At 67.3% G+C, this 25,878-nt stretch carries 18 protein-coding genes; 8 read left to right on the top strand and 10 right to left on the bottom strand.

The window, feature by feature from the left end:
* Positions 1–38: 38 nt before the first annotated feature.
* Positions 39–1,568: an MDR family MFS transporter gene (locus ATO6_RS06295; protein ID WP_088623038.1), complete on the bottom strand. Its 1,530-nt coding sequence runs from the start codon at positions 1,566–1,568 to the stop codon at positions 39–41.
* A gap of 290 nt (positions 1,569–1,858) precedes the next feature.
* Between ATO6_RS06295 and ATO6_RS06290 the strand changes: the two genes are divergently transcribed.
* The 3 genes from ATO6_RS06290 (at position 1,859) to ATO6_RS06280 (ending at position 5,867) form a co-directional block, all read left to right on the top strand.
* Positions 1,859–2,341 carry a MarR family winged helix-turn-helix transcriptional regulator gene (locus ATO6_RS06290; RefSeq protein WP_254919077.1) on the top strand — a complete coding sequence of 161 codons (483 nt, stop codon included), beginning with the start codon at positions 1,859–1,861 and terminating at the stop codon, positions 2,339–2,341.
* Positions 2,342–2,441: 100 nt separating this feature from the next.
* The gene (locus ATO6_RS06285; RefSeq protein ID WP_088623036.1) at positions 2,442–4,862 is read left to right on the top strand and encodes a ligase-associated DNA damage response DEXH box helicase; all 2,421 of its coding nucleotides are present in this window, start codon (positions 2,442–2,444) and stop codon (positions 4,860–4,862) included.
* Positions 4,863–4,928: 66 nt separating this feature from the next.
* Positions 4,929–5,867: a DMT family transporter gene (locus ATO6_RS06280; RefSeq protein WP_088623035.1), complete on the top strand. Its 939-nt coding sequence runs from the start codon at positions 4,929–4,931 to the stop codon at positions 5,865–5,867.
* Here the strand turns inward: ATO6_RS06280 and ATO6_RS06275 are convergent.
* Positions 5,791–6,477: a thiamine diphosphokinase gene (locus ATO6_RS06275; RefSeq protein WP_088623034.1), complete on the bottom strand. Its 687-nt coding sequence runs from the start codon at positions 6,475–6,477 to the stop codon at positions 5,791–5,793. The two genes, ATO6_RS06280 and ATO6_RS06275, sit on opposite strands and share 77 nt — an antisense overlap.
* Positions 6,478–6,638: 161 nt before the next feature.
* Between ATO6_RS06275 and ATO6_RS24995 the strand changes: the two genes are divergently transcribed.
* A complete protein-coding gene (locus ATO6_RS24995) occupies positions 6,639–9,248 on the top strand; it encodes a hypothetical protein (RefSeq protein WP_176440844.1) in 2,610 nt (869 codons plus the stop codon).
* Between the two features lie 71 nt (positions 9,249–9,319).
* Here ATO6_RS24995 and ATO6_RS06260 read toward each other — a convergent pair whose 3' ends face one another.
* The 3 genes from ATO6_RS06260 to ATO6_RS06250 form a co-directional block, all read right to left on the bottom strand.
* Positions 9,320–11,467, bottom strand: coding sequence for an acetate--CoA ligase family protein (locus tag ATO6_RS06260; RefSeq protein WP_176440843.1), 2,148 nt, complete (start codon positions 11,465–11,467; stop codon positions 9,320–9,322).
* Positions 11,468–11,580: 113 nt separating this feature from the next.
* Entirely contained in the window at positions 11,581–12,963 is a 1,383-nt protein-coding gene (locus tag ATO6_RS06255; RefSeq protein ID WP_088623031.1) for an MmgE/PrpD family protein, read from the bottom strand.
* A complete protein-coding gene (locus ATO6_RS06250; protein ID WP_088623030.1) occupies positions 12,960–13,916 on the bottom strand; it encodes a hydroxymethylglutaryl-CoA lyase in 957 nt (318 codons plus the stop codon). The genes ATO6_RS06255 and ATO6_RS06250 overlap by 4 nt, the downstream gene beginning before the upstream one ends.
* Positions 13,917–14,178: 262 nt before the next feature.
* Between ATO6_RS06250 and ATO6_RS06245 the strand changes: the two genes are divergently transcribed.
* Both ATO6_RS06245 and ATO6_RS06240 read left to right on the top strand, forming a co-directional pair.
* Entirely contained in the window at positions 14,179–14,979 is an 801-nt protein-coding gene (locus tag ATO6_RS06245; protein WP_176440842.1) for an IclR family transcriptional regulator, read from the top strand.
* Positions 14,976–16,337, top strand: a complete 1,362-nt coding sequence (locus ATO6_RS06240; protein ID WP_088623028.1) for a hypothetical protein — start codon at positions 14,976–14,978, stop codon at positions 16,335–16,337. Before ATO6_RS06245 ends, ATO6_RS06240 begins: the two co-directional genes overlap by 4 nt.
* A gap of 4 nt (positions 16,338–16,341) precedes the next feature.
* On the opposite strand, the gene ATO6_RS06235 is transcribed toward ATO6_RS06240, so the two are convergent.
* Complete coding sequence (locus tag ATO6_RS06235; RefSeq protein WP_088623027.1) at positions 16,342–17,241, bottom strand: hydrogen peroxide-inducible genes activator; 900 nt, start codon at positions 17,239–17,241, stop codon at positions 16,342–16,344.
* Positions 17,242–17,419: 178 nt separating this feature from the next.
* Here ATO6_RS06235 and katG point away from each other — a divergent pair, with 178 nt between their 5' ends.
* The gene (katG, locus tag ATO6_RS06230; protein ID WP_088623026.1) at positions 17,420–19,594 is read left to right on the top strand and encodes a catalase/peroxidase HPI; all 2,175 of its coding nucleotides are present in this window, start codon (positions 17,420–17,422) and stop codon (positions 19,592–19,594) included.
* Between the two features lie 99 nt (positions 19,595–19,693).
* On the opposite strand, the gene ATO6_RS06225 is transcribed toward katG, so the two are convergent.
* The gene (locus tag ATO6_RS06225) at positions 19,694–21,361 is read right to left on the bottom strand and encodes a cyclic peptide export ABC transporter (protein ID WP_088623025.1); all 1,668 of its coding nucleotides are present in this window, start codon (positions 21,359–21,361) and stop codon (positions 19,694–19,696) included.
* Between the two features lie 76 nt (positions 21,362–21,437).
* Positions 21,438–22,601, bottom strand: a complete 1,164-nt coding sequence (locus ATO6_RS06220; RefSeq protein WP_088623024.1) for a hypothetical protein — start codon at positions 22,599–22,601, stop codon at positions 21,438–21,440.
* Positions 22,602–22,789: 188 nt separating this feature from the next.
* On the opposite strand from ATO6_RS06220, the gene ATO6_RS06215 reads away from it, so the two are divergent.
* Positions 22,790–23,656 (top strand): hypothetical protein, encoded by an 867-nt coding sequence (locus ATO6_RS06215; RefSeq protein ID WP_088623023.1) that lies wholly within the window; start codon positions 22,790–22,792, stop codon positions 23,654–23,656.
* Here ATO6_RS06215 and ATO6_RS06210 read toward each other — a convergent pair.
* Together ATO6_RS06210 and ATO6_RS06205 are read right to left on the bottom strand one after the other, a co-directional pair.
* Positions 23,589–24,209, bottom strand: coding sequence for a CDP-alcohol phosphatidyltransferase family protein (locus ATO6_RS06210; RefSeq protein ID WP_176440841.1), 621 nt, complete (start codon positions 24,207–24,209; stop codon positions 23,589–23,591). The genes ATO6_RS06215 and ATO6_RS06210 overlap by 68 nt on opposite strands.
* The gene (locus tag ATO6_RS06205; protein ID WP_088623022.1) at positions 24,206–25,753 is read right to left on the bottom strand and encodes an FGGY-family carbohydrate kinase; all 1,548 of its coding nucleotides are present in this window, start codon (positions 25,751–25,753) and stop codon (positions 24,206–24,208) included. The genes ATO6_RS06210 and ATO6_RS06205 overlap by 4 nt, the downstream gene beginning before the upstream one ends.
* Positions 25,754–25,878: the final 125 nt, after the last annotated feature.

Raw genomic sequence — 25,878 nt, 5'->3', positions numbered from 1 at the left:
CGCGAAGCGACCCGGGGCGGGTAGACAAAGACCCCGGGTCACTCCGCCGGTGCGGTTTGCCGACCGGGCAGGGAGTTCCCGAGCGGCAGCTCCTCCAACCGCAACGATATCAGGCAGGCCATGAAGGCGAGCGCGGAGGCGACGAGGAAAATCGGCGTGATCGCGTCCGAGAAGGCCTGAACGACCTTGATCTGAAGCGCCGGGTCCAGCTGCATGACCCGGTCATAGGTCACCGGCCCCAGCCCGCCGTCCGGCAGCAGCGGCCGCACATGCGCCGCCAGTCCCATTCCGAACAGCCCGCCGAAGGCCGAGGTGCCGATGGCGCCCCCGGTCAGACGGAACATGTTCACGCTGGCCGTCGCGATGCCGATATGTCCGACCGGCACTGCCGACTGGATAGCGGCCATGCTGACGCTCATGGTCGGGCCGATGCCGATACCGACGAGGAACATGAAGCTGCAGAGCACCGGGATCGGCGTGTCCGGGCCAATGGTCGACAGGCAGAGCATCGCCACGCCCAGCACCGCGGTCGAGCTTGTCGGCATCCACTTGTAACGTCCGGTGCGCGACATCAGCCGCCCTGCGACGATCGAGGTGCCGATCAGCCCGAACATCATCGGCACCAGCAGTAGGCCGGATTCCGACGGGCTGCGGCCCTTCACCACCTGCAGGAAGGTCGGCATGAAGGAAATCGTGCCGAACATCGTCATCCCGACCAGCAGGTTCATCGAGTTCGCGACCTGGAAATTGCGGATGCTGAACAGCTCCAGCGGCATGATCGGCTCGCGCGCGCGCCGTTCGATCGTGACGAAGCTGTAAAGCACCAGCGGCACCAGCGCGATCAGCGTCAGCATCGGCGCCGAAGACCACGGCAGGATCGCCCCGCCCAGGTTGGCGATCAGTGTCAGGCAGCTCAGCAGCGTGGCCAGCAGGAAGGCGCCGGTAAAGTCGATCTTGTGCCGCCCGGACGGCGGCGGGTTCACCATGACGACCGAGATCACGACAAAGGCCAGCAACCCGACCGGCATGTTCAGCCAGAAAATCCAGTGCCAGCTCATCGTGCTGACGATGTACCCGCCGATCAGCGGCCCGATGATGGTCGACAGGCCGAACACGCTCGACAGCGTGCCCTGCGCCCGGCCCCGCTGGCGCGGCGGCAGCACGTCGGCGACCGAGGCCATCGAGACGACGATCAGCGACCCTGCGCCATAGCCCTGCACCAGTCGGCCGATCACCAGCGTCAGCATGCTCTCGGCCAGCCCGCAGATCGCGGAGCCCACTAGGAACACGATGATCGCCGCCTGCAACAGGCGCTTGCGGCCGTACATGTCGCCAAGCCGGCCCGAGATCGGCGCGCCGATGGTCGAGGCCAGCAGGAAGGCCGTCACGACCCATGTGATGTATTCCAGCCCGCCCAGCTCGCTGACGATCCGCGGCAGCGCGGCGGCCACGACGGTGTTGCCCAGCGAGGCGAGAAACAGCGTGGATGCCACGGCCGCGAGGATGACCCGCAGTCGGCGTGGTTCGGGCATGTCTGGCGCGTCAAGCGCCGCGTCGGGTGACGCCATGTCGGGCGACCTCTCTCCACCGGGCTGTATGGTCCGTGCAATCGGCGCCGGGTGGTTCGTTCCGAATGGCGCCAATATCTGCTTGCAGCATTTGCATGTCAATGGCATGTATATTGCAAGAGCGAAAGGGCAAGCCTTGCGGTTGCGCAGGGCGTCCAGACCCGGAGGACAGAGCGATCGGATCCCGCGACGACTCACTCAAGGCGTATCTCGCCCAGGCGGGGATTCCGCCCGAAGTTGCCGATCGCGCGCTCACGCTCGACGCCATCGTCCAGACGTGGCGACGCAGGGTGCAGAAGCGTGAACTGGGCCGGATGGCCCTGCGCGAACTCGACCTCCCGCTCGACCTGCCCAAGCTCGACGTGCTGATCGCCATCTGGGCGCCATCGAACGAATTCGGCCGCGACGAGACAGAGACGATGGTCTCGACCATCGCCACCCGCCTCGGCATCGACCCTTCCCGCGCGTCCCGGCTGGTGTCGGACCTGATCAACCAGGGCTTCGTCAAGCGCGCCGTGTCCCAGCAGGATGCCCGCCGGACGGTGGTCGAACTGACCGACAGCGGCCTCGCCATTGTCGAGACGGTGCGCACGATAAAGTTCCTGATGCTGGGCGATTACCTCTCCGGCTGGTCCCTGGACGAGATCGACGCCTTTGTCCCCCAGCTCGAACGCTTCGCCCACTGGTCCGACCAGGCCGAGACGATGAACGCGGGCCGCCTCGAAGGCGAGATCGAGAAACTCGCCGCCCGCCTCAAGGACCGGATGGGCTGACGCCCCACTGGCTTCATCTTGCCAAAAATATGCCGGGGGTCCGGGGGCAGAGCCCCCGGTCCGCCCTTGCCATATGCGCGCGGCACACTAAGAACGTAGCATGAACACCCTGCCCGAGCCCTTCGCCGGATGGTTCGCCGCGCGCGCATGGTCGATCCATCCGCACCAGCAGGCCATGCTGGACCGCGCCGCGGACCCGGCGCTGCTGCTGATCGCCCCGACCGGCGGCGGCAAGACGCTGGCCGGGTTCCTGCCGACGCTCGCGGAGCTGGCCGACGGCAATCACAAGGGTCTGCACACCCTCTACGTCTCGCCACTCAAGGCGCTGGCCGCCGACATCCGGCGCAACCTGACCACCCCGGTCGAGGAGATGGCCCTCCCCATCCGGATCGAGGACCGCACCGGCGACACCTCCTATACGCAGAAGCGCCGCCAGCGCGCGGACCCGCCGCATATCCTGCTGACCACGCCTGAAAGCCTCGCCCTGCTGATCTCATACCCCGACGCGCCGCATATCTTCGCGGGCCTGCAGCGCATCGTGGTCGACGAAATCCACGCGCTCGCCGAATCGAAACGCGGCGACCAGCTGTTCCTCGCCCTCTCCCGGCTCCAGACCCTCTGCCCCGGCCTGCGCCGCGTCGGCCTGTCGGCCACCGTCGAGGACCCGCAGGCCATCGCGCACCTCCTGGCCCGCAATCCCGATCCCTGCGCCATCCTGCACGCGGACCCCGGCCCCGATCCCGACATCGCCATGCTGGAAACCGAGGAACGCCCGCCATGGTCCGGCGGCGGCGGCGCCTACGCGATTCCGGCGGTGCTCGATCAGGTGCGCAGACACAAGACGACGCTGATCTTCCACAACACCCGCGCACAGGCCGAGATCTTCTTTCACAACCTCTGGATGGCGAACGAAGAAGGCCTGCCGATCGGCATCCATCACGGCTCGCTCGACCGGACCCAGCGGGAGCGGGTGGAAAAGGCAATGGCGCAGGGACGGCTGCGGGCCGTGGTCTGCACCGGATCGCTCGATCTGGGGATCGACTGGGGCGACGTGGACCTTGTGATCCAGGTCGGCGCACCGAAGAACGTGAAACGGCTGGTCCAGCGGATCGGGCGGGCGAACCACCGTTACAACGCGCCGTCCAAGGCGCTGCTGGTGCCCGCCAACCGCTTCGAGGTGGTGGAATGCGTCGCCGCGCTTGAGGCGGTGAAGGAACACGATCTCGACGGCGACCCGCGCGGGCCCGGTCCGCTGGACGTATTGTGCCAGCACCTGCTGATCACCGCCTGCGCCGCGCCCTTCGACGCGGATGCCGTCTATGCCGAGGTCATCACGGCAGGCGCCTATTCCGATCTGACGCGCGATACCTTCGACGCATGCCTCGATTTCGTCGCCACCGGCGGCTACGCCCTGCGCGCCTACGACCAGTGGAAACGGCTGCAGCAGGGCCCCGAGGGCCTGTGGCACCTGCGCGACCCCCGCAGCACCACGCTGATCCGCATGAACATCGGCACGATCTTCGACTACGACAAGTTGAAGGTCCGGATGAAGCACGGCGGCGGCCGGCCCCTTGGCGAGATAGAGGAGGGCTTCGCCGCCTCCCTCACCCCCGGCGACACCTTCCTTATCGGCGGACGGATCGTCCGCTATGAAGGGCTCAACGAGTTGACCGTCGAGGTCACCCGCAACGCCGCCCGCAAGCCCAAGATCGCCGTCTTCGCCGGAACCAAGTTTGCCACCTCGACCCAGCTCAGTCATCGCATCCTGCGGCTGTTCCAGCAGGAGACATGGCCCAACCTGCCCCGCCACACCGCCGAATGGCTGCACCTGCAACGCGAGGTCTCGCGCCTGCCGGAACCGGGGCGGCTGCTGCTGGAGAGCTTCCCGCACGACGGGCGGCAGAACCTCGTGATCTACGGCCTTGCCGGGCGGAACGCGCAGCAGACGCTGGGGCTGATCCTGACCAAGCGGATGGAGGAACTGGGCCTCGACCCGCTCGGCTTCGTCTCGACCGATTACGCCACGCTGATCTGGGGGCTGGAGCATCTGACCGACCCCGCGCCACTGTTCGACCCGGTCATGCTGCGCGAGGGGCTCGAGCGGTGGCTGTCCGACAATGCGCTGATGAAGCGCACATTCCGCGCCTCGGCCCAGATCGCGGGCCTCATCATGCGCAACCAGCCGCGCGGTCCGCGCAAGTCGGGGCGACAGTCGGCGTTCTCGTCGGATATCCTCTACGACACGCTTCAGAAATATGACCCCGACCACCTGATGATGCGGATCACGCAGGCCGAGGCGATGCGGGGCCTCGTGGATTTCGGCCGGGTGGAGGAGATGCTGGCGCGGGTCGGCGGACGGATCGACCACCTCGCGCTGGACCGGATCACCCCACTCTCCGCGCCGCTCTTCCTCGAACACGGGCGCGTGCCGGTCGAAGGCGCGGGTCAGGAGCGGCTGCTGGCCGAGGAAGCGGACAGGCTGATGGAGGAAGCCGGGCTGGCCGGCGCCAAGGTCCGTTAACTTTTATCGCGGATACATGTCATATGCGGATGGACAAATGTGGTGACGCCAAATAGCGTCGTCTGCATGTCTCAAGATCGTCCCCTTCTCGGCATTCTCCTCATGATCGGTTTCTGCGTCGTGGCGCCCATGGGCGACGCGGTGGCGAAACTTTTGGGTGAGACGCAGCCGCTCGGCCCCCTTCTGTTGTTCCGTTTCGCGGTCCAGACCATACTGCTGGTCCCGCTGGTCTGGCTGACCGGACGCGCATGGCGGCTGTCGGGACGGCTTCTGCGGCTGGCCGCGCTCAGAACGTTCCTGCACATCATCGGCATCGGCATGATGTTCTCGGCCCTGCGCTATCTGCCGCTGGCCGACGCGGTCGCGATCGCCTTCGTCATGCCGTTCATCCTGCTGATCCTCGGCCGCTACGTGCTGGGTGAAGAGGTCGGCATCCGCCGCCTCTCGGCCTGCGTCGTCGGGTTCATCGGGACACTACTTGTGATCCAGCCCAGCTTTGCCGAGGTCGGCTGGCCCGCACTGCTGCCGCTCGGGGTCGCCGTGAACTTCGCCTTCTTCATCATGGTCACCCGCCAGCTTGCGCCCCATACGGATCCGATCGGCCTGCAGGCGGCATCGGGGTTCATGGCGACCGCGGTGCTGCTGCCGCTGCTGCTGATCCTGCAGCCGCTCGACTTCGGGCTCACCGATTTCGTCGCGGTGCAGGGGACCGAGGCGTTCCTGCTGTTCGCCATCGGTGCGCTCGGCACCGTGGGGCATCTGCTGATGACGTGGTCGCTGCGCTATGCGCCGTCCGCCACGCTGGCGCCGATCCAGTATCTGGAAATCCCGGTCGCCACGCTGATCGGCCTGCTGATCTTCGACGATCTGCCGGACGACCTCGCCGCGCTCGGCATCGTCATCACCTGTGCCGCCGGCCTCTACGTCGTCATGCGCGAGCGGGCCATCGCGCGGGCGCAGCCGAAAACGCACGAACCGTTGCAGCCAATTCCGCCCGAGGTGTGATCGCCAGCATCAGCGGGGCCGAGACCTCGATCCGCACCGGCCCGGTGACCCGGTTCGACGTGCCGACCCGTGAATGGGGTGCGAACTCCAGCCCGTCGATCGGCCATTCCAGACCTTCGGACCGTCCGGTAACCGGCCCGAGGGGATAAAGCGAGAACCAGCTGCCCGGCCGGGGCTCAAGTTCGATCCGGGGCGGGCACAGGAATATCACGTCGTCCTCGCCCGCCAGCACGCAGCGCCGGTCGGCGTGCCGGGACAGCACCGTGAAGGCCGCCAGCGCGTGGTCCGTCCGCGCGCCGCTGAACCCGGCCCCGATCACCACCGGCGCCCTGACATGCCTGAGTGCCTTGTCGAAATCGGTGGTGTCCTGTTCCGCCACAGGATGGACGCGATCAGCCGGTATGAGGGCGCGATCAACTGGCGAAAGCGAATCCATGTCCCCGATCACGAGGTCCGGCATCAGCCCGCGGCGCAGCAGATGCGTCGCCCCGCCGTCCGCCGCGACACTGCGCGACGACAGCGCCAGAACCTCGTCCAGCAGGGCGTCGGACACCGCCGCGCCGCCGAACAGGCCGAGAAATCCGTCGCTTTCTAATAATGTCTTTGGCATGGCTTCCGGCGCTGTTGATTGGACATCAACCATACAATCGTCACAAAATGAAACCCAGAGCACCATAGATTCGGGCAGGTTCAGTCGCATCCTTCATGCGTCGAGGTCCACGAGCAGTGTCGGGCCGAAACGGGTTACGAGCAGAGAAGCGAGATAAAACCGTGGTAGAATCGAACAAAATCCTGACCGTGTCCTATGGCACGTTCTCCTGCACGCTCGAAGGCTTTGACGATGCATTCGAGACGATGAAGGCAATTGCAGAATATTTCCGCGACCTCGCCGCCGAGGATCGCTTCTTCGGGGCCGAGCCGCCGACGCCGGACGCCGAGATGCTGGCACGCCTGGCAGAGCGCAGTTCCGCCCGCCGGATCGAGGCACGGTCTTCGGACACCGGCATCGTTCTGCGTCAGTCGGCCGAAGCGCCCGCCGCCGCACCGGTCGCAGCCGCCGCGCCCGTCGCAGCCGCCGCACCTGTCGCCGCTGCAGCCGCAGCATCGGCCGCCGCAGCGCCGTCCGCCGAAATCGCCGAAGCACCGGCCGAAGAGATCGCCGAGGCTGTCGAAGCCGACGACATGATCGCCGAGACCGCAACCGATGAGGTCGCCGCCGCTGAGGTCGCAGAAGACGAGGCCGATGATGCCGCGCTGATCGCCGCCATCGCCGCCTCGTCCGAGATCTCCGAAGACACGCAGGTCGAGGCCGAAGAGGCCGAGATCGCGTCGCTCGAAGAGGCGCTCTTTGCCGATGAGGCCGAAGACGAAGACGAGGCCGCGTTCGACGAGGTCGAGGCCTACGACGACGAGGACGCGGAAGAAGAGGCATTCGAGGACGAAGCCTACGACGACGAATTCGAGGACGAATTCGAGGACGAATCCGAATTCGAAGAGGACACCGCGTTCGAGGATGAAGCCGAAGAAGACTGGGAAGATGCTGCCGAGGATGTCGCTGATGACGTGACCGCCGAGGAAGAAGACGAGGTCGTCCTGGCCGAGGATGAAAGCGTCGAAGTCGAGACCGCCGAAGTCGAGATGATGGAAGCCATCTCCGAGCCGCAGGCCGACGACAACAGCATCGTCGCCAAGCTGCGCCGTATCCGCGCCGTGGTGTCCCGCACCCGCGCCACCGCCGCGCCTGTCGACTTCTCCGAAGACCAGCACGCCGACGAGATGGTCGAGGAAACCGGCGTCGACCTCACCCCGCTGCACGCCGCCACGACCACGCCGGTCATGGACGAGACGCTGGGCTTCGACGACGAGTTTTCCGAAGAGGACTACGCCGAAGACGGGTATGCCGACGAAGGCTACGCCGACGAGGATGACTACGCTGAGGACGACTTCGCCGAAGAAGACGAACTCGCCGAGGAAGACGTGGCCGACGCGGAACCCGCGCCTGTCGTCGCGCCCCGGCCGGTCGTTGCCGCCCGCGTCGTCAAGGTCAAGCGCAGCGACTTCGAACAGGCCATGGGCCTGGAAGACGCCGCGCCGAAATCCAGCCTGAGCCCCGAGGACGAGGCCGACCTTCAGAGCGAACTCGCCGCGCTGGAAGCCGAGATCGAGGCCGACGCCGACTATGACGAGGACGAGGACTTCGAAGAGGTCGAAGCCGAACTCGAAGACGACGAGCTGGAGTGGGACGAAGAAGAGACCGCCGCAGAGTTCTTCGAGGACGACGAACTGGACGAATTCGGACCGGAAGCCGCAGTCGGCGTCGCCGACGACTCGCTGACCTACGACGAGGACGACTTCGAGGACGAAGAGGCCTATTCCGACGAGGCTGTCGAGGACGCCGAGGATGAAGCCGCCTTCGAGGAGGCAGAGGTCACGGCCGAGGACGAGGACAGCTTCGAGGAAGAAGCGTTCGAGGATGAGGACGAGGACGAAGCCTACGAGGACGACAGTGCCGAGCTCGACGACGAGGACGCGCTCGAGGACGAGTCGGACGACGCCTTCATGGACGACGAGGACGACGTCGCGGCCGAGGCAGAGCCCGCGCCCGCGCCGGTCGCCCCCGCCGCACTGGCCGGTCGCGACAAGCTCGCCAAGTCGGCTTCGACCGACGACATGGACCGCATCCTGGCCGAGACGAACAGCCAGCTCGGCGAAACCGAAGGCACCCGCCGCCGCAGCGCGATCGCACATCTGCGCGCCGCTGTTGCCGCGACCAAGGCCGAGAAGGACGCCGGCTCCGACCTGCGTAAGTCCGACGAGGACAGCGCCGACGCCTACCGCCAGGACCTGGCACAGGTCGTCCGCCCGCGCCGTCCGCGCCCCTCGGGCACGCCGCTGCGCCGGACCGAGGACAAGCCGGCCCCGCTGCGTCTGGTTGCCGAACAGCGCGTCGACATCGAGAATGAGTTCCGCGAACCGGTCCGTCCGCGCCGCGTCTCCATCGCCGACCTGATCCGTCAGGAAGCCGAAGCCGACGTCGAAGCGGACGCACCCGAGGCAGCCGGTGAAGGCTACGAAGGTCTGCAGAAGAGCGAACCCTCGGGCTTTGTCGAGTTCCTCGAGGACTCGGACGCGACCGAGCTGAACGAGGTGCTGGAATGCGCCGCCGCCTACCTCGCCTTCGTCGAGGGCCGCGAACAGTTCTCGCGCCCGCAGCTGATGAACCGGGTGCGCGAGGCCGATCCCGAGGGTTACACCCGCGAGGATGCCCTGCGCGCCTTCGGGATGCTGCTGCGCGAAGGCAAGATCCGCAAGGTCAAGGGCGGTCGCTTCACCGCCTCCGACCGGATCGGCTACCGCCCGGACCGCCGTCAGGCCGTCTGACCCGAACCGACACTGCACCGAAAACGAAACGGGCGCCCCCAGGGGCGCCCGTTTGCGTCAGTTCGACAGGGTCAGGACCTGAGGACGATCAGCCCGTCCAGAGCCTTGAGTCCGCCGTCATCCGTGACCACCAGCGGGTTCACATCGATCTCCTCGATCAGGTCGGCGTTCTCGGCCATCACCCGGCTGAACGCGGCGATGGTTTCGGCCAGCGCCTTGGTGTCCACCGCCTTCTGCCCCCGCGCACCCATCAGGATCGGCGCGGCCTTCAGCTCTCCGATCATCGCCTCGGCCTCGGCCACCGACACCGGTGCAAGGCGGAAGGTCACGTCCTTGAGGATCTCGACGAAGATGCCACCCAGCCCGAGCGCGACGACCGGCCCGAATTCCGGATCGTTGCGCGCGCCGAGAATCAGCTCGTGCTTGAACTTCACCATGGGTTGCACCAGCACCTCGGCCCCGGCCTTGCCCGCCATCTTTCCGGTCAGGTCCGCAAATGCCGCCCGCACCGCGTCGTCATCCGCCACGCCAAGCGCCACGAGCCCCGCGTCCGACTTGTGCGCCACGCCCGGCGCGTCGCCCTTCATGACCACCGGATAGCCAAGCGCCCGCGCTGCCGCGACGGACTCGTCGGCCGTGCCACAGGCCCGGTCCTCGGTCACCGGCACGCCGGCCTGCGCCAGCAAGGCCTTCGCCGCCTTCTCGGACACGATGCTGTCGCCCGCAGCGGCCCGCGCCTCCAGCGCCTTGCGCACATCCGGCAGCGTATTGCCGCTGGCCTCCGGCTGCGCCGCGGGCCCGCCCGTGTTCCACACCCGGCACCACGCATCCAGCGCGGCGACCCCGGCTGCGGCCTGATGCGGCATCGGGAAATACGGCAGGTTCAGCCCGTCCAGCTTGCCCAGATCCTCGGGATCGAAGCTGCCGCCGGGCCATGAGACGATGACGATCTCGTCCCGCTCGGCCTGGATGCGCCCCAGATCGGCGATCGGGGCGTTGTAGTCGGGCGCGACGGTCAGGGTCGGCACGATCACCTGGATGTCGTCGAAACCCGCGAAGATCTCGGTGCAGCCGCCCCAGTAGGCATCCCCGCCCACGACCTGCGCCGTGGTGTCCAGCGGGTTCTGGGCCTTGATCGGGAAACCCAGTTCGTCCGAGAACAGCTTGTCCGCACCCTCGGGCGGCTTGGGAAAGGTCAGCCCGGCGAAAGAGCCATGGTCGGCCATCAGGCCGACATGCCCGCCCGACAGGCAGAACGACGCGACATGCGCGCCGGGGTTCGAGTAGCGCTTAAGCTTGCCCGCCCGCGCCAGCCGCGCGAACATCGCGCCGAGGCGATAGAGGTCGTCGATGTCCTTGGCCAGCGCGACGCCGTACTTGCGGACCACCATGTCGAAGATCTCGGACGATCCGGCCAGCGCGCCCGTATGCGACTGCGCCATGACCTTGCCGAGCGAGGACCGCCCGGTCTTGAGGATCACCACCGGCTTGCCCGCCCGCCCCGCACGGTCGAGGAAGGCGACGAAGGCCGCCGGGTTGCGCACCGCCTCGATCACCAGCGCGATGGCGTTGGTGTTGGGGTCGTCGATCAGCGCCTCGGCGCATTCGACGGCGTCCAGATCGGCCTCGTTCCCGGTCGAGATGATGTGGGAAAAGCTGATCCCCTCGACCATTGCGCAATAGCTGACCGAAGCGAAGCCAAGCCCGCCGCTCTGCGAGGACAGGCCCAGATCGCCCGCCTTGATGTCCGGCCATGCCATCGCGGCGGCGGCCGCAGAGACGACGTGTTCGTGGAAGTTCGCGTAGCCGATGCAGTTCGGCCCCAGCACCCGGATCCCCATCTCGCGCGCGGTGGCGGACAGCTCGTCCTGCAGCGCCTGATCCTCGGGGCGGCCCGTCTCGCCGAACCCGGCGGCGGCGCAGAAGAACAGCTTGACGCCCTTGCCTTCGCAGGCCTTCAGCGACTCAAGCGCCTTGTCCGGCCCCATGCCGTAGACGATGCAGTCGGTCTGCGGCAGGTCCGCGATGGTGGGGTAACACTTCTGTCCCGCGATTTCCTCCCGGTTCGGGTTGACCGGGTAGATCGCTCCGGGGAACTGGTGCCTGAGCAGGGTCGGCACGATCCGTCCGGTAAAGCGCATCGGGTTCGAAGACGCGCCGACCACCGCGACGGAGCGGGGGGCGAACAGCGACATGTCGATACCGCGGGGTTGGGTCATCTGGCAGGTCCTCATCGGGTTGTTTCAGGAAAAATCCCTGCCGGAACGGGGGTCCGGCAGGGAGGAGTGCGAGACGCCTCAGGATGCGTCCCGTCGGGAGAAAGACACCGGGGTCAGGCGACCTCGCGCGTCTTGGGTTCGGGGGACAGGACCGCCGCGATGCCGGGGGCCGTGTCGATGGACATGAGTGCGTCGTAGAGCGCGCGGGCCTTCGGTTCGGACCACCCGGCAAAGCGGGCGCAGTCGGCGAACTTGGTCCAGAGCTCGGCCTCGGACAGCGGCACGTCGGCATGGCCGGTGGCGCGTTCGACGGGTTTGCCCTCGATCACCGTGCCGTCCTTGAGTTTGACGATCACCTGGTCCGCCGGACGGTAACCCGGCAGCTTGGGGTCGTAGTCGGTCGAGGCGTTGACCGTGACCTTCTGCATCAGGTCCTGCACATCGGGCTGCAGGACGAACCCGTCGGTCAGCTGGGTCAGCCCGACGTTACCCGCGAGGATCCCCGAGGCCATGTCGAACTGCATGGAGAACTTGGCCTCCAGCCCCGTCTGCGGCAGCGCATTGCGCAGGGTCATGGCGTGCAGGTCCGAGGTATAGGTGTCGATCTGGGCGATCTGGTCCGGCGCGATGTCGTGGTCGCGCATGATCTGCAGGATGCCGTCGGTCGCCCGGTGGCCGCAGTAGCAGACCGGGTATTTCTTGATCGACAGGCCATAGCGGCGCATCCGCCACTCCTTGCCCAGATGGTCGGCGGGCGTGGTCCGGTCGACCTGGTTCTCGGGCGAGATCGCCTTGAGGAAGCCCTGGTTGTGCTCGATCGCGTCGGCGCTGCCGGTCATGCCGACCTCGGCCAGCCGCGCGGCCAGCAGGCCCGACGCGGCGGAGCGCCCGGCGTGGAACGGCTTGGTCATCGTGCCGAAGTTGGCCAGTAGACCGGCGGACTGCGAGGCGCCGATGGCGATGGCCATCGTGGCGCGTTCGGCGTCCAGCCCGCGCAGCACGGCGCAGGAGGCGGCGGCGGCGATGGCCCCCAGCACGCCGGTCGGGTGCCAGCCCTTGTTCTGGATCTGGCCCGCGTCGCGATAGGCCATGTCGGCCCAGATCTCGTAGCCCGCCATGTAGGCCGCGATCATCTGGGCACCGGTCGACCCCAGCACCTCGGCCTCGGCAAAGATGGCGGGCATGATGACCGTGGTCACGTGCCCGCGCATCGCCACGTCGTCGTAATCAAGCGCATGGCAGGCCGCGCCGTTGATGAAGGCCGCATCGGCGGCGCCGCGCTTTTCGGAGCCCATCAGGATGGTCGCCTCGGTCCCGCCTGCGGGCAGCACCTGCCGCAGCTTCTCAACCACGGGTTCGTCCTTGCCCGCCAGCATCACGCCGACCGCGTCGGCGAGGCCGGTCTTGACCAGCGCCGCGCAATCCTCGGGCACCGTGATCTCGCCGGATGCGAGGGCGGCGGCGAAGGCGCCGTATTGTTGTGTGAGACCCGTCATGCTGCAATCTCCTTCCGTTTGGCGGACAGCGAGCCGCCGCGTTTCACCATGCCGGGCAGCGGATGGCCGACGATCCGTTCGGCCAGCAACGCCGCATCCAGCAGCTTGTCGAGGTCGACCCCCGTTTCGATTCCCATTTCCTCGCACATGAAGACGAGGTCCTCGGTACAGACATTGCCCGCCGCGCCCTTGTGGCCCGCGAAGGGACAGCCACCGAGACCGGCGACCGAGGTGTCGAAGTTCGCCACCCCCATCTCCAGCCCCGCATAGGCGTTGGCGATGCCGAGCCCGCGCGTGTCGTGCAGGTGCAGGTTCAGCGGCAGGTCGGGATAGCGGTCGCGCACCGCGCCCAGCATCCGCTTGATGCGTTCCGGCGTGGCCCAGCCCATCGTGTCGGCGAGCGACAGCATCGGGATCGCCATGTCCCGCTCCGCCGCCATCTCGACAAGGTCGGCCACCCGCGCCAGCACGTCGTCGGGGCTGACATCGCCCTGGAAGTTGCAGCCGAAGGCGGACATCACCATGACCCGGTCGATGGGGATGTTCCGGTCGATATAGGCGTCCCGCAGCCGCCGCATCAGCGCGAGGTTCTCCTCATGCGTGACGTTCTGGTTCTGGCGCAGGAATTCGACGGACACGGTCAGGGACATCTTGCCGATGATGTCGAGGCACCCGTTGGCGATGGCGCGGTCCAGACCTTTTTCGTTCAGCCAGAGGCCGGTGTATTGCACCCCCGGTTTCCGCTTGATCCCGCAGGCGATGGCATCGGCATCCGCCATCCCCGGCACCTTCTTGGGGTTCACGAAGGAACAGACCTGGATATGGGTCAGCCCGGTTTCGGACAATGCATCGACCAGCGCGATCTTGTCGGCGGTCGGAATCGGCCCCGGCTCGATCTGGAAGCCCTCGCGCGGGCCTTCCTCGTTGATGGTGATACGGCTCGGCAGGCTCATACCGGTGCTCCTTCCCAGTCTGTGCGTGATGATCCGAACCCAGCATAGGCCAGACCACCGTCCTGCGCGTAGACGCGGCGGCGGAATGACAGATCGCTGGTCGGGGTCGGCACCCTGCACACTCCTGAAAAGTCGAAACCAGTCATTCTATTCGCTATTCGAATAGGCTATTCGTATTTTCAGCATAGCCCGCCCAGTGCCCCCCCTCAAAGCGGCGGGCGGCTTTTTCACATGGAAGGCGGACCGGATGAATGAGGCGAGGATGCAGGCGGCAAACGCGGACACGTTACCGGGCAAGGACCGGCAGTTCGTGACCGCCCTCGCCCGTGGCCTGCAGATCCTGCGCTGCTTCGGCGCGGATCATCCCAGCCTCGGCACTTCGGAAATCGCGCGGCTGACCGGTCTGCCCCAGCCGACCGTCTGGCGCGCCTGCCATACGCTGCTGGAAACCGGATACCTCGTGCCGGACGGACATCAGGGGCGGATGCGGCTCGGCGCCGGGTGCCTTGCGCTCGGCCATGCGATGCTGGCCTCGCAGCCGCTGACGCAGATAGCGCAGGGGCTGCTGCTGCCGCTCGCCACGCGGTCGGGCCTGGCCGCCGCGCTTGGCGAACGGGACGGCGACGCGATGATCCAGACGGTGCGGGTGCAGGGACCGTCGAACATGCTGATGAACCTGCCGGTCGGGTCGCGGATGCCGTTCCTGTCCTCCGTATTGGGCTGGGCCTATCTGGCGGAACTGCCCGAAGCCGAGCGCGACGCGCTGATCGCGGAACTGCAGCCGACCGAGGCCGACCGGTGGGACGAACTGGCCCCCGCCATCGAAGCGGCGGTCGCGCACTATGCGGAGACCGGCTATCTCGTGAACCGGGGCTATTTCCATCCCCGCGTGGTGTCGGTCGGCACCGCCTTCCGCGCGCCGGATGGCCGGATCTTCGCCCTGAACTGCGGCGGCCCGGCCAGCGAGATCGGCGAGGACCGGATCGGGGCGGAGATCGCCCCCGCCCTGACCCGCATCGCCCGCGACCTGCGGGACGTGCTGAAGGGGCAGACCGGCGCATGAGCGAACAGACACGCAATGTCGCCCTGACGCTGGCCGTCATCGGCATCATGCTCAGCGCGACGGCTTCGTCGGCGGGCTATCCGCCGGAGGTGCGGCTGGCTGGCGGCGGGCTGGCCTTCGCGCTGGTCATCGCGCAATGGGGCAAGATCCCGATGGGCATCCGCATGATGGGCGGGCTGATGGTGGCGGTGGCCGCCGTCATCCTGTGCTTTGACCCCGAGCCGGTCCTGACCATCGAACGCGGCCTGCGCAGCACGATTTCGTTCCTGTCGCTGGTCGCCGCCGTCAGCCTGCTCGGCGCGCGGTCCGAGGCCAGCCCCTCGGTCAACGGGATCGGCATCACGCTGGCGCGCACCGCGCAGGCCGGAGCCTATGCGCCGATCGCCATTATCTCGCACCTCGTCGCCTCGGGCCTGTCGCTGGCGGGCACGGCGGTGCTGATGGCCTCGGCCGCGCAGGCGCTGCCGCCGGGGCGGGACGACGTCGCCCAGAAACTGGCGTTCAGCGCCCTGCTGCGCGGGTTCTGCTGCGCGATCTGCTGGACGCCGATGATGGGGAACATGGCGCTGCTGCTGGCGATCTACGATCTGCCGTGGCTATCGGTTCTGCCGATCAACATGAGCGCCACCGCAACGCTGATCGCGGGCGGGATCCTGTTCGAATGGCTGCGGCGCGGACGGACACGGGCGGGAAAGCTGCCGCCGGAACTGTGGGGCGTCCTGCTTAAGGTCGTGCTGGCGCTGGCGGTTAACGTGCCCGTGCTGGTCATCATCAGCCGCGCCATCGACCTGCCGATCGCCGGGATCATCATCCTGCTTGCCGCGCCTGCCGCGATGCTCTGGGCATGGATCGAACGGCACCCGGCACCCGGCGGCCCGCCGCGCCAGGTGGGGCGGGACGCGGTGCGGCGGTTCCCCGGCTTCGCGGGCGAAGCGCTGCTGTTTCTTGGCGCGGGGCTGTCTTCGGCGGCCATCGCCGTGGTCGTCCCCGAAGACGTGGTGCGCCTTGCCGGTCAGCTGCTGCTCGGCTCGCCCGGCCTGTTCTTCCTGTTCTGCCTCCTCAGTATCGGCGGGCTGGCCCTGATCGGCATTCACCCGGCCCTGCCCGCCCTGCTGATCGCCACCGTCCTGTCGCCCGATGCCATCGGCCTGTCCGCCAAGGCGCATTTCGCCTCGCTCCTGTCCGCATGGGGCTTGGCCAATACGCTCGGGCCCTTCACGATCTCCGGGCTGATGACGGCGCGGGCCTCGGGCCGGACGCCACAGCGGGTCACGGTCGGCTGGAACCTCGGGATGGTGCTGTTCACGGCCCCGATCGGCGCGGTGGCGCTGGAAATCCTGCTGCGCCTGTTCGGCTGAGCGATCAGTCCGCCCGGCGCCCGCCGACGCGGCGTACCATCTCGGCCAGCCCGTCGAACTGGTCGGTCAGCGGGGTCGTCCGCCGCCAGACCATGCCGATGGTCCGCTTGGGTCGCGGTTCCGGCAGGCGCTGGACCGAGACGGGGGCCGAACGCGCCTCGACCGGGACGGCCATCTCGGGGATCAGCGTCACGCCGATGCCCACGCCGACCATCTGGACCAGAGTGGCGAGCGTCGACGCCTCCATCAGGTCGCGCGGCGGGGTCGAGGACAGGTTGCAGAACGACAGCGCCTGATCGCGGAAGCAGTGCCCCTCCTCCAGCAGCAGCAACCGCATCTCGCTGAGCCCCTTGGGGTCCGGCGGCGGCTTGCCCGCGTCGGCCTCGGGGCGGACCAGGATGAATTCCTCGTCGAACAGCGGCACCTCGCGCAGCGCGGGTTCCGACACCGGCAGCGCGACGATGCCCACGTCAAGACGCCCGTCGATCAGGTCGCGGATGACGGTCGCGGTCTGCGTTTCACGCGGGCGGATGTCGAGATCGGGGAACGCGTCCGAGAGGTCCTTGATCAGCGCGGGCAGCAGGTAGGGCGCGACGGTCGGGATCACGCCGATCCTGAGCTGCCCCGACAGCGCCCCGCGCGAGGTCCGGGCGAGATCCTCGATCTCGTCCACCGCGCGCAGGATGTCGCGGGCGCGTACCGCCAGATCCTCGCCTAGTGCGCTGAGCCTGATCTGACGCGGCCCCCGTTCGATCAGGGGTGCGCCGAGGATGCCCTCAAGCTCCTTCATCTGCACCGACAGCGCCGGCTGCGAGATCGAACAGGCGTCGGCGGCCCGCCCGAAATGGCGATGCCGGGCCAGCGCCTCGAAGTAGCGCAGGTGCTTCATGGTCACGGCAGCCATAACCTGCTCCTATTGGAATGATTATAAATTCCAACTTTTGATAATCTCTCCGCCTGCGTAGAACAAGCCTGAGGGAGACATCCGGATTCGGAGAATCGGACGCGTCGCTGTCACGGAACTGTCCGGGGCACGCGTCAGGATGACGCCACATCGCTTGAACAAGCAAAGGAGAGCCATCATGGACGGCAACGACATGGACACCGGCGGCAAGTGCCCGGTGATGCACGGCGGGAACACCGCCTCTAGCGCGACGGTGACGGGGTGGTGGCCGAATGCGCTGAACTTCGACATCCTGCACCAGCACGACACCAAGACGAACCCGATGGGTCCGGACTTCGACTACCACGAAGAGCTGAAGTCGCTGGACGTCGAGGGGCTCAAGGCCGATCTCAAGGCGCTGATGACCGACAGCCAGGACTGGTGGCCGGCGGACTGGGGCCATTACGGCGGCCTGATGATCCGCATGGCATGGCACGCCGCGGGCTCCTACCGTCTGGCCGATGGCCGTGGCGGCGGCGGCACCGGCAACCAGCGCTTCGCGCCGCTGAACTCGTGGCCGGACAACGTCAGCCTCGACAAGGCCCGCCGCCTGCTGTGGCCGATCAAGAAGAAATACGGCAACAAGGTCAGCTGGGCCGACCTGATGATCCTCGCCGGGAACATGGCCTATGAGTCGATGGGCCTGAAGACCTTCGGCTTCGCCTTCGGCCGCGAGGACATCTGGCACCCGGAAAAGGACATCTACTGGGGCGCGGAGAAGGAATGGCTCGCGCCGTCCGACAGCCGTTACGAGGATGTCGAGAAGCCCGAGACGATGGAAAACCCGCTGGCTGCCGTCCAGATGGGCCTGATCTACGTGAACCCCGAGGGTGTGAACGGCAAGTCCGACCCGATGAAGACTGCCGCCCAGGTGCGCGAGACCTTCGCCCGGATGGCCATGAACGACGAGGAAACCGCGGCGCTGACCGCCGGTGGCCACACCGTCGGCAAGACCCACGGCAACGGTGACGCCAGCGCGCTCGGCGCGGATCCGGAGAACGCGGATGTCGACCAGCAGGGCTTTGGCTGGGCCAACCCGAACATGGGTGGCAAGGCGGCGAATGCTGTGACCTCTGGCCTCGAAGGCGCATGGACCAGCGAGCCGACCAAGTTCGACATGGGCTTCTTCGACATGCTGTTCGGGCATGAATGGGAACTGCGCAAGTCGCCCGCCGGTGCGAACCAGTGGGAACCGGTCGACATCAAGGAAGAGGACAAGCCCCTCGACGCGTCCGACCCGACCAAGCGTCACAACCCGATGATGACCGACGCCGACATGGCGATGAAGGTGGACCCGGCCTACAACGCGATCTGCCAGAAGTTCATGGCCGATCCGGAGTATTTCAAGGACACCTTCGCCCGTGCGTGGTTCAAGCTGACGCACCGCGACATGGGCCCCAAGGCCCGTTACTTCGGCCCGGACGTTCCCGCCGAGGACCTGATCTGGCAGGATCCGATCCCCGCCGGCTCGACCTCTTACGACGTGGAGGCCGTGAAGGCCAAGATCGCCGCATCGGGCCTGTCGCTGTCGGACATGGTGTCGACCGCTTGGGACAGCGCGCGGACCTTCCGTGGCTCGGACCTGCGCGGCGGCGCCAACGGCGCGCGCATCCGTCTGGCCCCGCAGAAGGACTGGGCCGGCAACGAGCCCGAGCGCCTCGCGCGCGTCCTGTCGGTGCTGGAGCCGATCGCGGCCGAGACGGGCGCATCGGTGGCCGACGTGATCGTTCTGGCGGGCAACCTCGGCGTCGAGCAGGCGGCCAAGGCCGCGGGCTATGACGTCAAGGTGCCGTTCGCTCCGGGCCGCGGCGACGCGACCGCGGAACAGACCGACGCCGAAAGCTTCGAACCGCTCGAGCCGCTGGCCGACGGGTTCCGCAACTGGCTCAAGGCGGACTACGTCGTCTCGCCCGAGGAGATGATGCTCGACCGTGCCCAGCTGATGGGTCTGACGGCGGCCGAGATGACCTGCCTCGTCGGCGGGATGCGGGCCATGGGCACGAACCACGGCGGCACCGCGCATGGCGTGTTCACCGCCAAGACCGGCGCGCTGACCACGGACTTCTTCGAGGTGCTGACCGATATGGCCTACACCTGGAAGGCGGTCGGTGAGGGCAGCTACGAGATCCGCGACCGCAAGACCGGTGAGGTCAAGTTCACCGCCTCGCGTCTGGACCTCGTGTTCGGCTCGAACTCGATCCTGCGCGCCTATGCCGAGGTCTACGCCCAGAACGACGGCAAGGAGAAGTTCGTGAAGGACTTCGTCGCCGCATGGACCAAGGTGATGAACGCGGACCGTTTCGACATCGCGTGACGAAAAAGGGCCGGTCCCCGCGACCGGCCCCTCCAGAAATGGAAAACGCCCGCCGGATGATCGTCCGGCGGGCGTTTTTGATTGCCTGTCCTGCGGGGCCTACTGCCCCGCCATGCTCCGCGACAGCTGCATCGGCGCAGAGTCCGCGGTCGGCGGTCCGTCATAGACCACGCGCCCGAGGTCCAGCTTGACCAGCCGGTCGCAGGTCCCGAAATACCGGTCATCGTGGGTAACGGCGATCACCGTCACGCCCTGCGCCCGGAGCGCATCGAGGTATTCGGTATAGAAGAAGGCCCGGAACTCCGGATCCTGTTCGGCCCCGAATTCGTCCAGCACCAGCACCGGCCGCCGCTGCGCCCGCGCCAGCACCAGCGCCAGCCGCTTGCGCTGCCCGGTAGACAACCGCGTGGTCGAGAATGCGCCATCCTCGGTCAGCGAAACCTTGTCGTGCAGGCGCACGCGGACGATCTCTTCCTCCAGCAGCTTGCGGGCGCGGTCGGGGTCGATGCCGTAGGCCTGGTCGAACAGGTGGAAATCGTGGAAGACCGAGGCGATCAGGTCGCGCCAGCCGCCGATCGTCTGCGGGGTCAGCAGCGTGTCGCCAAGCAGGATCCGGCCACGTGTCGGCGGATAGAGCCCGGTCAGCACCTTCATCAGCGAGGTCTTGCCAGACCCGTTGCCACCGACGAGGAACACGATCTCGCCCGGATTGACGGTCATGTCGATGGGGCCGAGCGTGAAGGTCGTGGCGTTGTCCTCGGACTTGTAGTCCAGCTCCACCGCGTCCAGCCGCAGCGGTTCCTCGAAGCGGAAGTCGCTGTCGCGCCCGGCCTCCTCGCGGTCCATCGCCGCCTCCAGCTTGCGGAGGTTGTTCAGCGACACCTGCGCCCGCATGTAGGGCCCGACCATGTCGACCAGCTGTTCCAGCGGCGGCACGAGGTAGAGCAGCACGGCGAGGATCTGGAAGGCCAGCCCGGACGTCACGCCGATCCACTCCACGGGCAGGAACGCGATCACCCCGAGCAGCGCGAACAGCATGAACTTGGAGACGATGGAGGTGGAGTAGAACAGGAACTCCGCCCGGACGAAGTCGACCCGCGCCAGCGCGGAATGCGTGTTCAGCGTGGTCCGCAGGTCTTCGCCGACGGCCGAGTTCAGCTTGACCTCCTTGAACCCGTCCAGAAGGTCGGAAATCCCGCTGAACAGCTTCGCCTCATTGGTGCGCGCCCGTTCGAGATAGGCCTTGGCCCGCCGTTCCTGCCAGTCGAACAGGACGATGCCGACGACGACCAGAACCAGCGTGACGCCGAAGACCAGCGGCGACAGCCACGCGAGATAGGACAGACAGAACACCACGACGATCGCGGCCTGGAACGCCTTGACCAGCCGGACCGAGGCCATCCCGACGTTGCCGGTGTCGCGGGTCAGGTGGACATAGGTTTCGCCCCGGCCGTAATCCTCGACCGCGCGCAGGGACGTGGCGGTGACCCGGTTCACGACCTGTTTGCGCAGAAGCTCGACAAAGCCCTCGGCCATGTCGGTGGCGCGATACATCGCGAAATAGCCGCCGACGAAGAAGGCGATCACCGAGGCGACGAACAGCGCGGGCTGGGTCCAGTCGAACGTCCCGTCCACCCGCGCCGAGATGGCGCTGTTGATCGCGGACAGCATCCCGCCGTTGGCAAAGCCCACGACGAGGGACATGACGACGACGGATTTCTTGGGGCCGGGAATGTTGGTCCAGACATACCGGGCGTAATCGAGCATTCTTTTGGCCTTCGGCGTTGGCGGAAAGTTTGATCCGCCCTTCTATCGCCCATAGTCGCGGATAGGAAGTCCCTAGCTAGCGGTCCGCGACCAGGGCCGACGGCAGCGGGATCGCCCCGATGGTGCCGCCGATCCGCGGCCGGGTCTCGGCGGATTTCCACGAATGGAACCGCGCGATCCAGTGGTTCGAGAACATGACCGGCGGCAGCGGGGCGTCGAACCATGGCGCATATTCGTCGCGCCATTTCGCGAGGTTCGCTTCCGTCACCTCGGACCAGTCCTGCACGATCACGACCGGCAGCCCGTCATAGATCGGGTCCATCGGCGTCGTCTTGACGATGGGGATCGTCCTGAGCAGCAACGCCTCCCACGTGCGGTGGCAGTCGATGGAATTGCCGCGCGGGCTGGCCTCGAACGCCGCTTCCTCGTGCCGCCGCCAGACATCGTTGCGGGTCGTCTGGCGCGGCTCGACGATGGCGAAGGGCTTGTCCTTCAGCGCCTCGATCGCCTCGGCCCGCGCTTCGGCGCGGGGGATAGCGTGATGGTGGCGCAGGAAGGTGTCCATGTTCAGCTGGAAGTTGCAGTAGACCTTGAGCGGCCGTTCCCGGATCGGCGAGATCGTGTCGCGGATCTGCCTGAGTTGCGCCTGCTGCGCGCCGGGCCGGGCGGGCGCGCCCATGTCGGCGGCCCGGTTGGGGCTGTTGGGATCGAGCTTGTGATAGTTCATGCCGAGCGGCAGCGGGACGATCTTGCCGGTCTCGATATAGCTGGCATCGAATTCGTAGTTCTCGACGAACCAGCACAGCACGTTGGGGTCGGCCAGCACGCGATCCACATCGAAATACCGGGTCGGGTTGTTCTCACGAGCGGAGACGAGGACGAATTTCGACTGCATCTTCGGCAGGAATTCCTCGATGAACCTGGGCATTCGCTTGGTGTTAACCCAGATGACCGTCCCGTAGGGATGCGGCCCGGTCAGGTTCGCCGGCGGCTCTTCGTCGAACTCCTCCCAGATCACGTCGCAGGCGTCGCGCATGACCGTGGAGGACACGAACATGTCGGCCTCTTCCTCGGCGATCCGGTCCGGCGGGAAATCCGCGACGCGGGCGCGGTCCTCCCACGTCCGGTCGATCTTGCGCAGCACCCACTTCCTGAAAGGGTTGTGCCGCCACAGCACGGCAAAGGTCGCCACCGCCAGGATCGCGAGGATCGCGACCACGGTCCAGATCACGGTTTGCACTGCCCGACCTCCGTTGCTTGCCCGGCGGATGTGGCCGTCCGGGTCGCAAATTGCAACCCGCGGACCACACGCCACGTTTCAGTTGTGACACATCCCGTCCGAAAACGGCCCAAGCCCGCCGGGATGCCGCAATCAGGGGCTTTTCTGTTACCTTCACATGCTGAATAGACACCAAATCAGACAGCCCCATGACGGGGCGCAGCCAGGGAACCGCCGCCGTCATGCCGCACGCATCCGTCACAGCCCAGACACCGCCGCCCGCGGTGATGTCGCGCCCGCTGGCGGCGTTCGGGCTGGTCATCGGCCTGACTGCGCCGTTTTCCATCGTCTATTGGAACCTGCGCGTTCGGGCTGAATGGATCGCGATGTTCCCGGATCAGGCCGCGGTTCAGCCGCCGACCATCAGCCGGGCGATCTCGGTCCCCGAGATCGGCGCGCCCTTCGCCTTCTGGATCACCATCTTCTCGGTCGTGATGCTGTTCAACGCCTGCGTGATCGGCCTGCTCTACGCCCGGACCGTCGCAGCGACCCCGGCCGCCGATGCCCGCGACCGCCGGAGGCTCACGATCAGGGCCGTTCTGCTGGCCGCGATCCAGTTGCCCGTGTCCGCCGGCATGGTGATCCTGTCGGTCTTCAACCTGGGGCCGCACACCGATCTGCACATGTTCGGCAGCTACCTGATGTTCATCTCGGCCTCGCTGGCGCAGTTCGCCAACATCGCCGCGGCCACCGCCGTGCTGGCCCTCATGCGCCACGACATGGCGATGCGCGACCGTGGCCTGATCGACCCGCGTGCCGCGCGGTTCCGCATCTGGTTCTCGGGCGCGGCGATCGCGACGGCGATCTTCTACCTCGCCCTGTTCATCGCCAAGGACACGTCACTGCGGTCGGACGCGCTGTATTTCACCTATGTCACGACCGAAGAGGTGCTGATCGCCCTGCTGATGAGCATTCAGGTCCTGCATGCCATCGACTTCTGGCACATCCTCAGCGGTCGGCGCGGTCGATACCCTGAAGCATCCGGAACGCCGTCCGGAACCGCTGAAGCGCGGTGAAGTTCGTCAGCGCCGCGAAGATCCCCATGCCCCAGAGCGTCACCGTCCCGGCCCATGCGTCGGGCAGGACTCCGGCCAGCACGAGCATGACGCAGAGGTAGATGATCCGCTCCAGCCGTTCGAAGAGCTGCGGCCAGCCGTCGTTCGACGCCTGCGTCTCCAGCGCGACGCGCGCCTTGGCGTAGGAGGTGATGACGCTGCCCGCGAAGGCCAGCATCGCGGCGGGCCAGAGGTCGTGGACATGGGCAATGGCCGCCAGAACGGCCAGTTCCTGATAGCGGTCGACCATCGCGTCGAGGTAACCGCCCGCCTTGGACCGCATGTCGCGCCGCCGCGCCACGGCCCCGTCCAGTGCGTCGAAGGCAAACGACATGGCCATCCACAGGCCGAACACCAGATCCGAGCGGTGCCAGAGGTAGAGCGCCGATCCGAGGACGATCAGCCCCAGTCCGGTCAGCGTCACCGCATTGGGCGACATCTTTGCCCTGACCAGCGGGGTCGAGGCCTTTTCCCACATCGGGTCCAGAACGTGCTTGATGAGACCGTCGATCATGCGGTGCCCCCCGAATAGCTGCCGACCATCTGCTTGCGCAGTTTCCTGAGCCGCTTGTACCGACGCTCGATCATCTCGCGTCGTCCGGGCTGCGGTGCGAACCGCGCCGTCACCCGGTCCGACAGCCGCGCGGCGGCCTGCCAGACGTCCTTGTCCCAGCCCATGTGCGGCGCGGCCAGCGTGGCGGTGCCCAGCACCCCCGCGAACCGCGTCTCGCCCGTCGTCACCTCGCGCCCGAGCGCATCGGCCACGCATTGCGCCAGCACCGGGTTCGCCGCGCCGCCGCCGACCAGCGGCAGGGGGCCATCCAGCCGGACGCCCTTCTTCTTCGCCACCGCCTCGTAGGCCCAGCGTAGGTTCAGAGCGACCCCTTCCAGCGCCGCGCGCGCGACGGACTGGCGGTCGTGGTCGATCGACAGGCCGTGGATCACGCCACGCAGGCGGTCGTTGTCGACCGGCACCCGTTCGCCGGCAAACCACGGGATCAGGAACGGATCGTCCTCGCGCCACTCGCCGACATCGCCGTAGGCCGCATTCATGTCCGGCGTCTCGCCATGCCTCATCAGCCGGGCGACCCATTCCAGCGCGGACCCCGCGCTTTCCTGCGTGGCGATCAGCAGCGGACGGAACCCCGCGCTGCTTGCGACGGTCGCGAATGAGGCCGGCACGCTCAGCACCCGGTGCGGAAAGAACCCGCTGACCCAGGCGCTGGTCGAGATACACAGGTGCAGCGCTCCGTCCCCGACCGCGCCGGAGCCGAGCGCCGTGGCCGTCACGTCGCCCGCGCCCGCAACCACGGCGGTGCCCTGCGGCAGGCCCAGCTCGACCGCCGCGCGCGGCGTCAGGGGGCCGACGACATCGCTGCCGTCCACGATCTCGGGCAACTTGTCGAGCGGGGTGCCCGTCATCCGCGACAGCGTCTCGGACCAGCCCTCGCGCCCTTCGCGGGTGTCCATCAGCCAGGTCAGGTTGGCGCTGTCGCCGGTGGTGACGAAGCGGCCCGTCGCGCGGTGGATCAGCCAGTCCTTCACGTCCAGCGTGCGGTGCGTTTTCGCCCAGACCTCGGGCTCCTCGCGCATCAGCCAGTGCATCTTGGCGATCGGGTCCATGCCGTTCTTGGCCGGAGCCCCGTTCGCGATCGGCAGCCACTTTGTCAGGCGCGGGATGTTGTAGCCCAGCACCTCGGGAAAGCCGCCGATCAGGTCGCGGGCGATATGCGCCGCGCGGATGTCCTGCCAGATGATCGAGGGACGCAGCGGCGTGCCGTCGGCATCGACACAGGTCACGCCCGCCATCTGGGCCGAGAAGACGACCGCCCCGACCCGCTCCAGCGTGCCGGGCATGTCGCGCTCCAGCGCCGTGATCCCGCGCGCCAGCGCCGCCCACCAGTCCTCGGGGCGCTGTTCGGCGCGGCCGCCGGAGCCAAGGATGACAGGGTAACTTTCCATCCGGTTGCCGAGCAGCTTCATGCCCTCGGCCACCACGCCCAGCTTCACGCTCGACGTGCCGAAATCGGCGGCGATGACGTAATCTCCGCGGCTCATGCTGGTGCCGGTCCTGTCCCCATGCCCGGTCCGCGCCGGGCGCGCTGGACTATTCGCATGTGCCGCGCGGTGCGGCAACCGGCAATCGCCCCTCGCCAAACTGCCGCCGCCGGGCTATCCGGGAT

The organism is Oceanicola sp. 22II-s10i (assembly GCF_002210105.1).
GTDB lineage: Bacteria > Pseudomonadota > Alphaproteobacteria > Rhodobacterales > Rhodobacteraceae > Pseudooceanicola.
The sequence above is the reverse complement of the archived record's forward strand: the minus strand, read 5'-3'. Positions and strand labels throughout refer to the sequence as shown.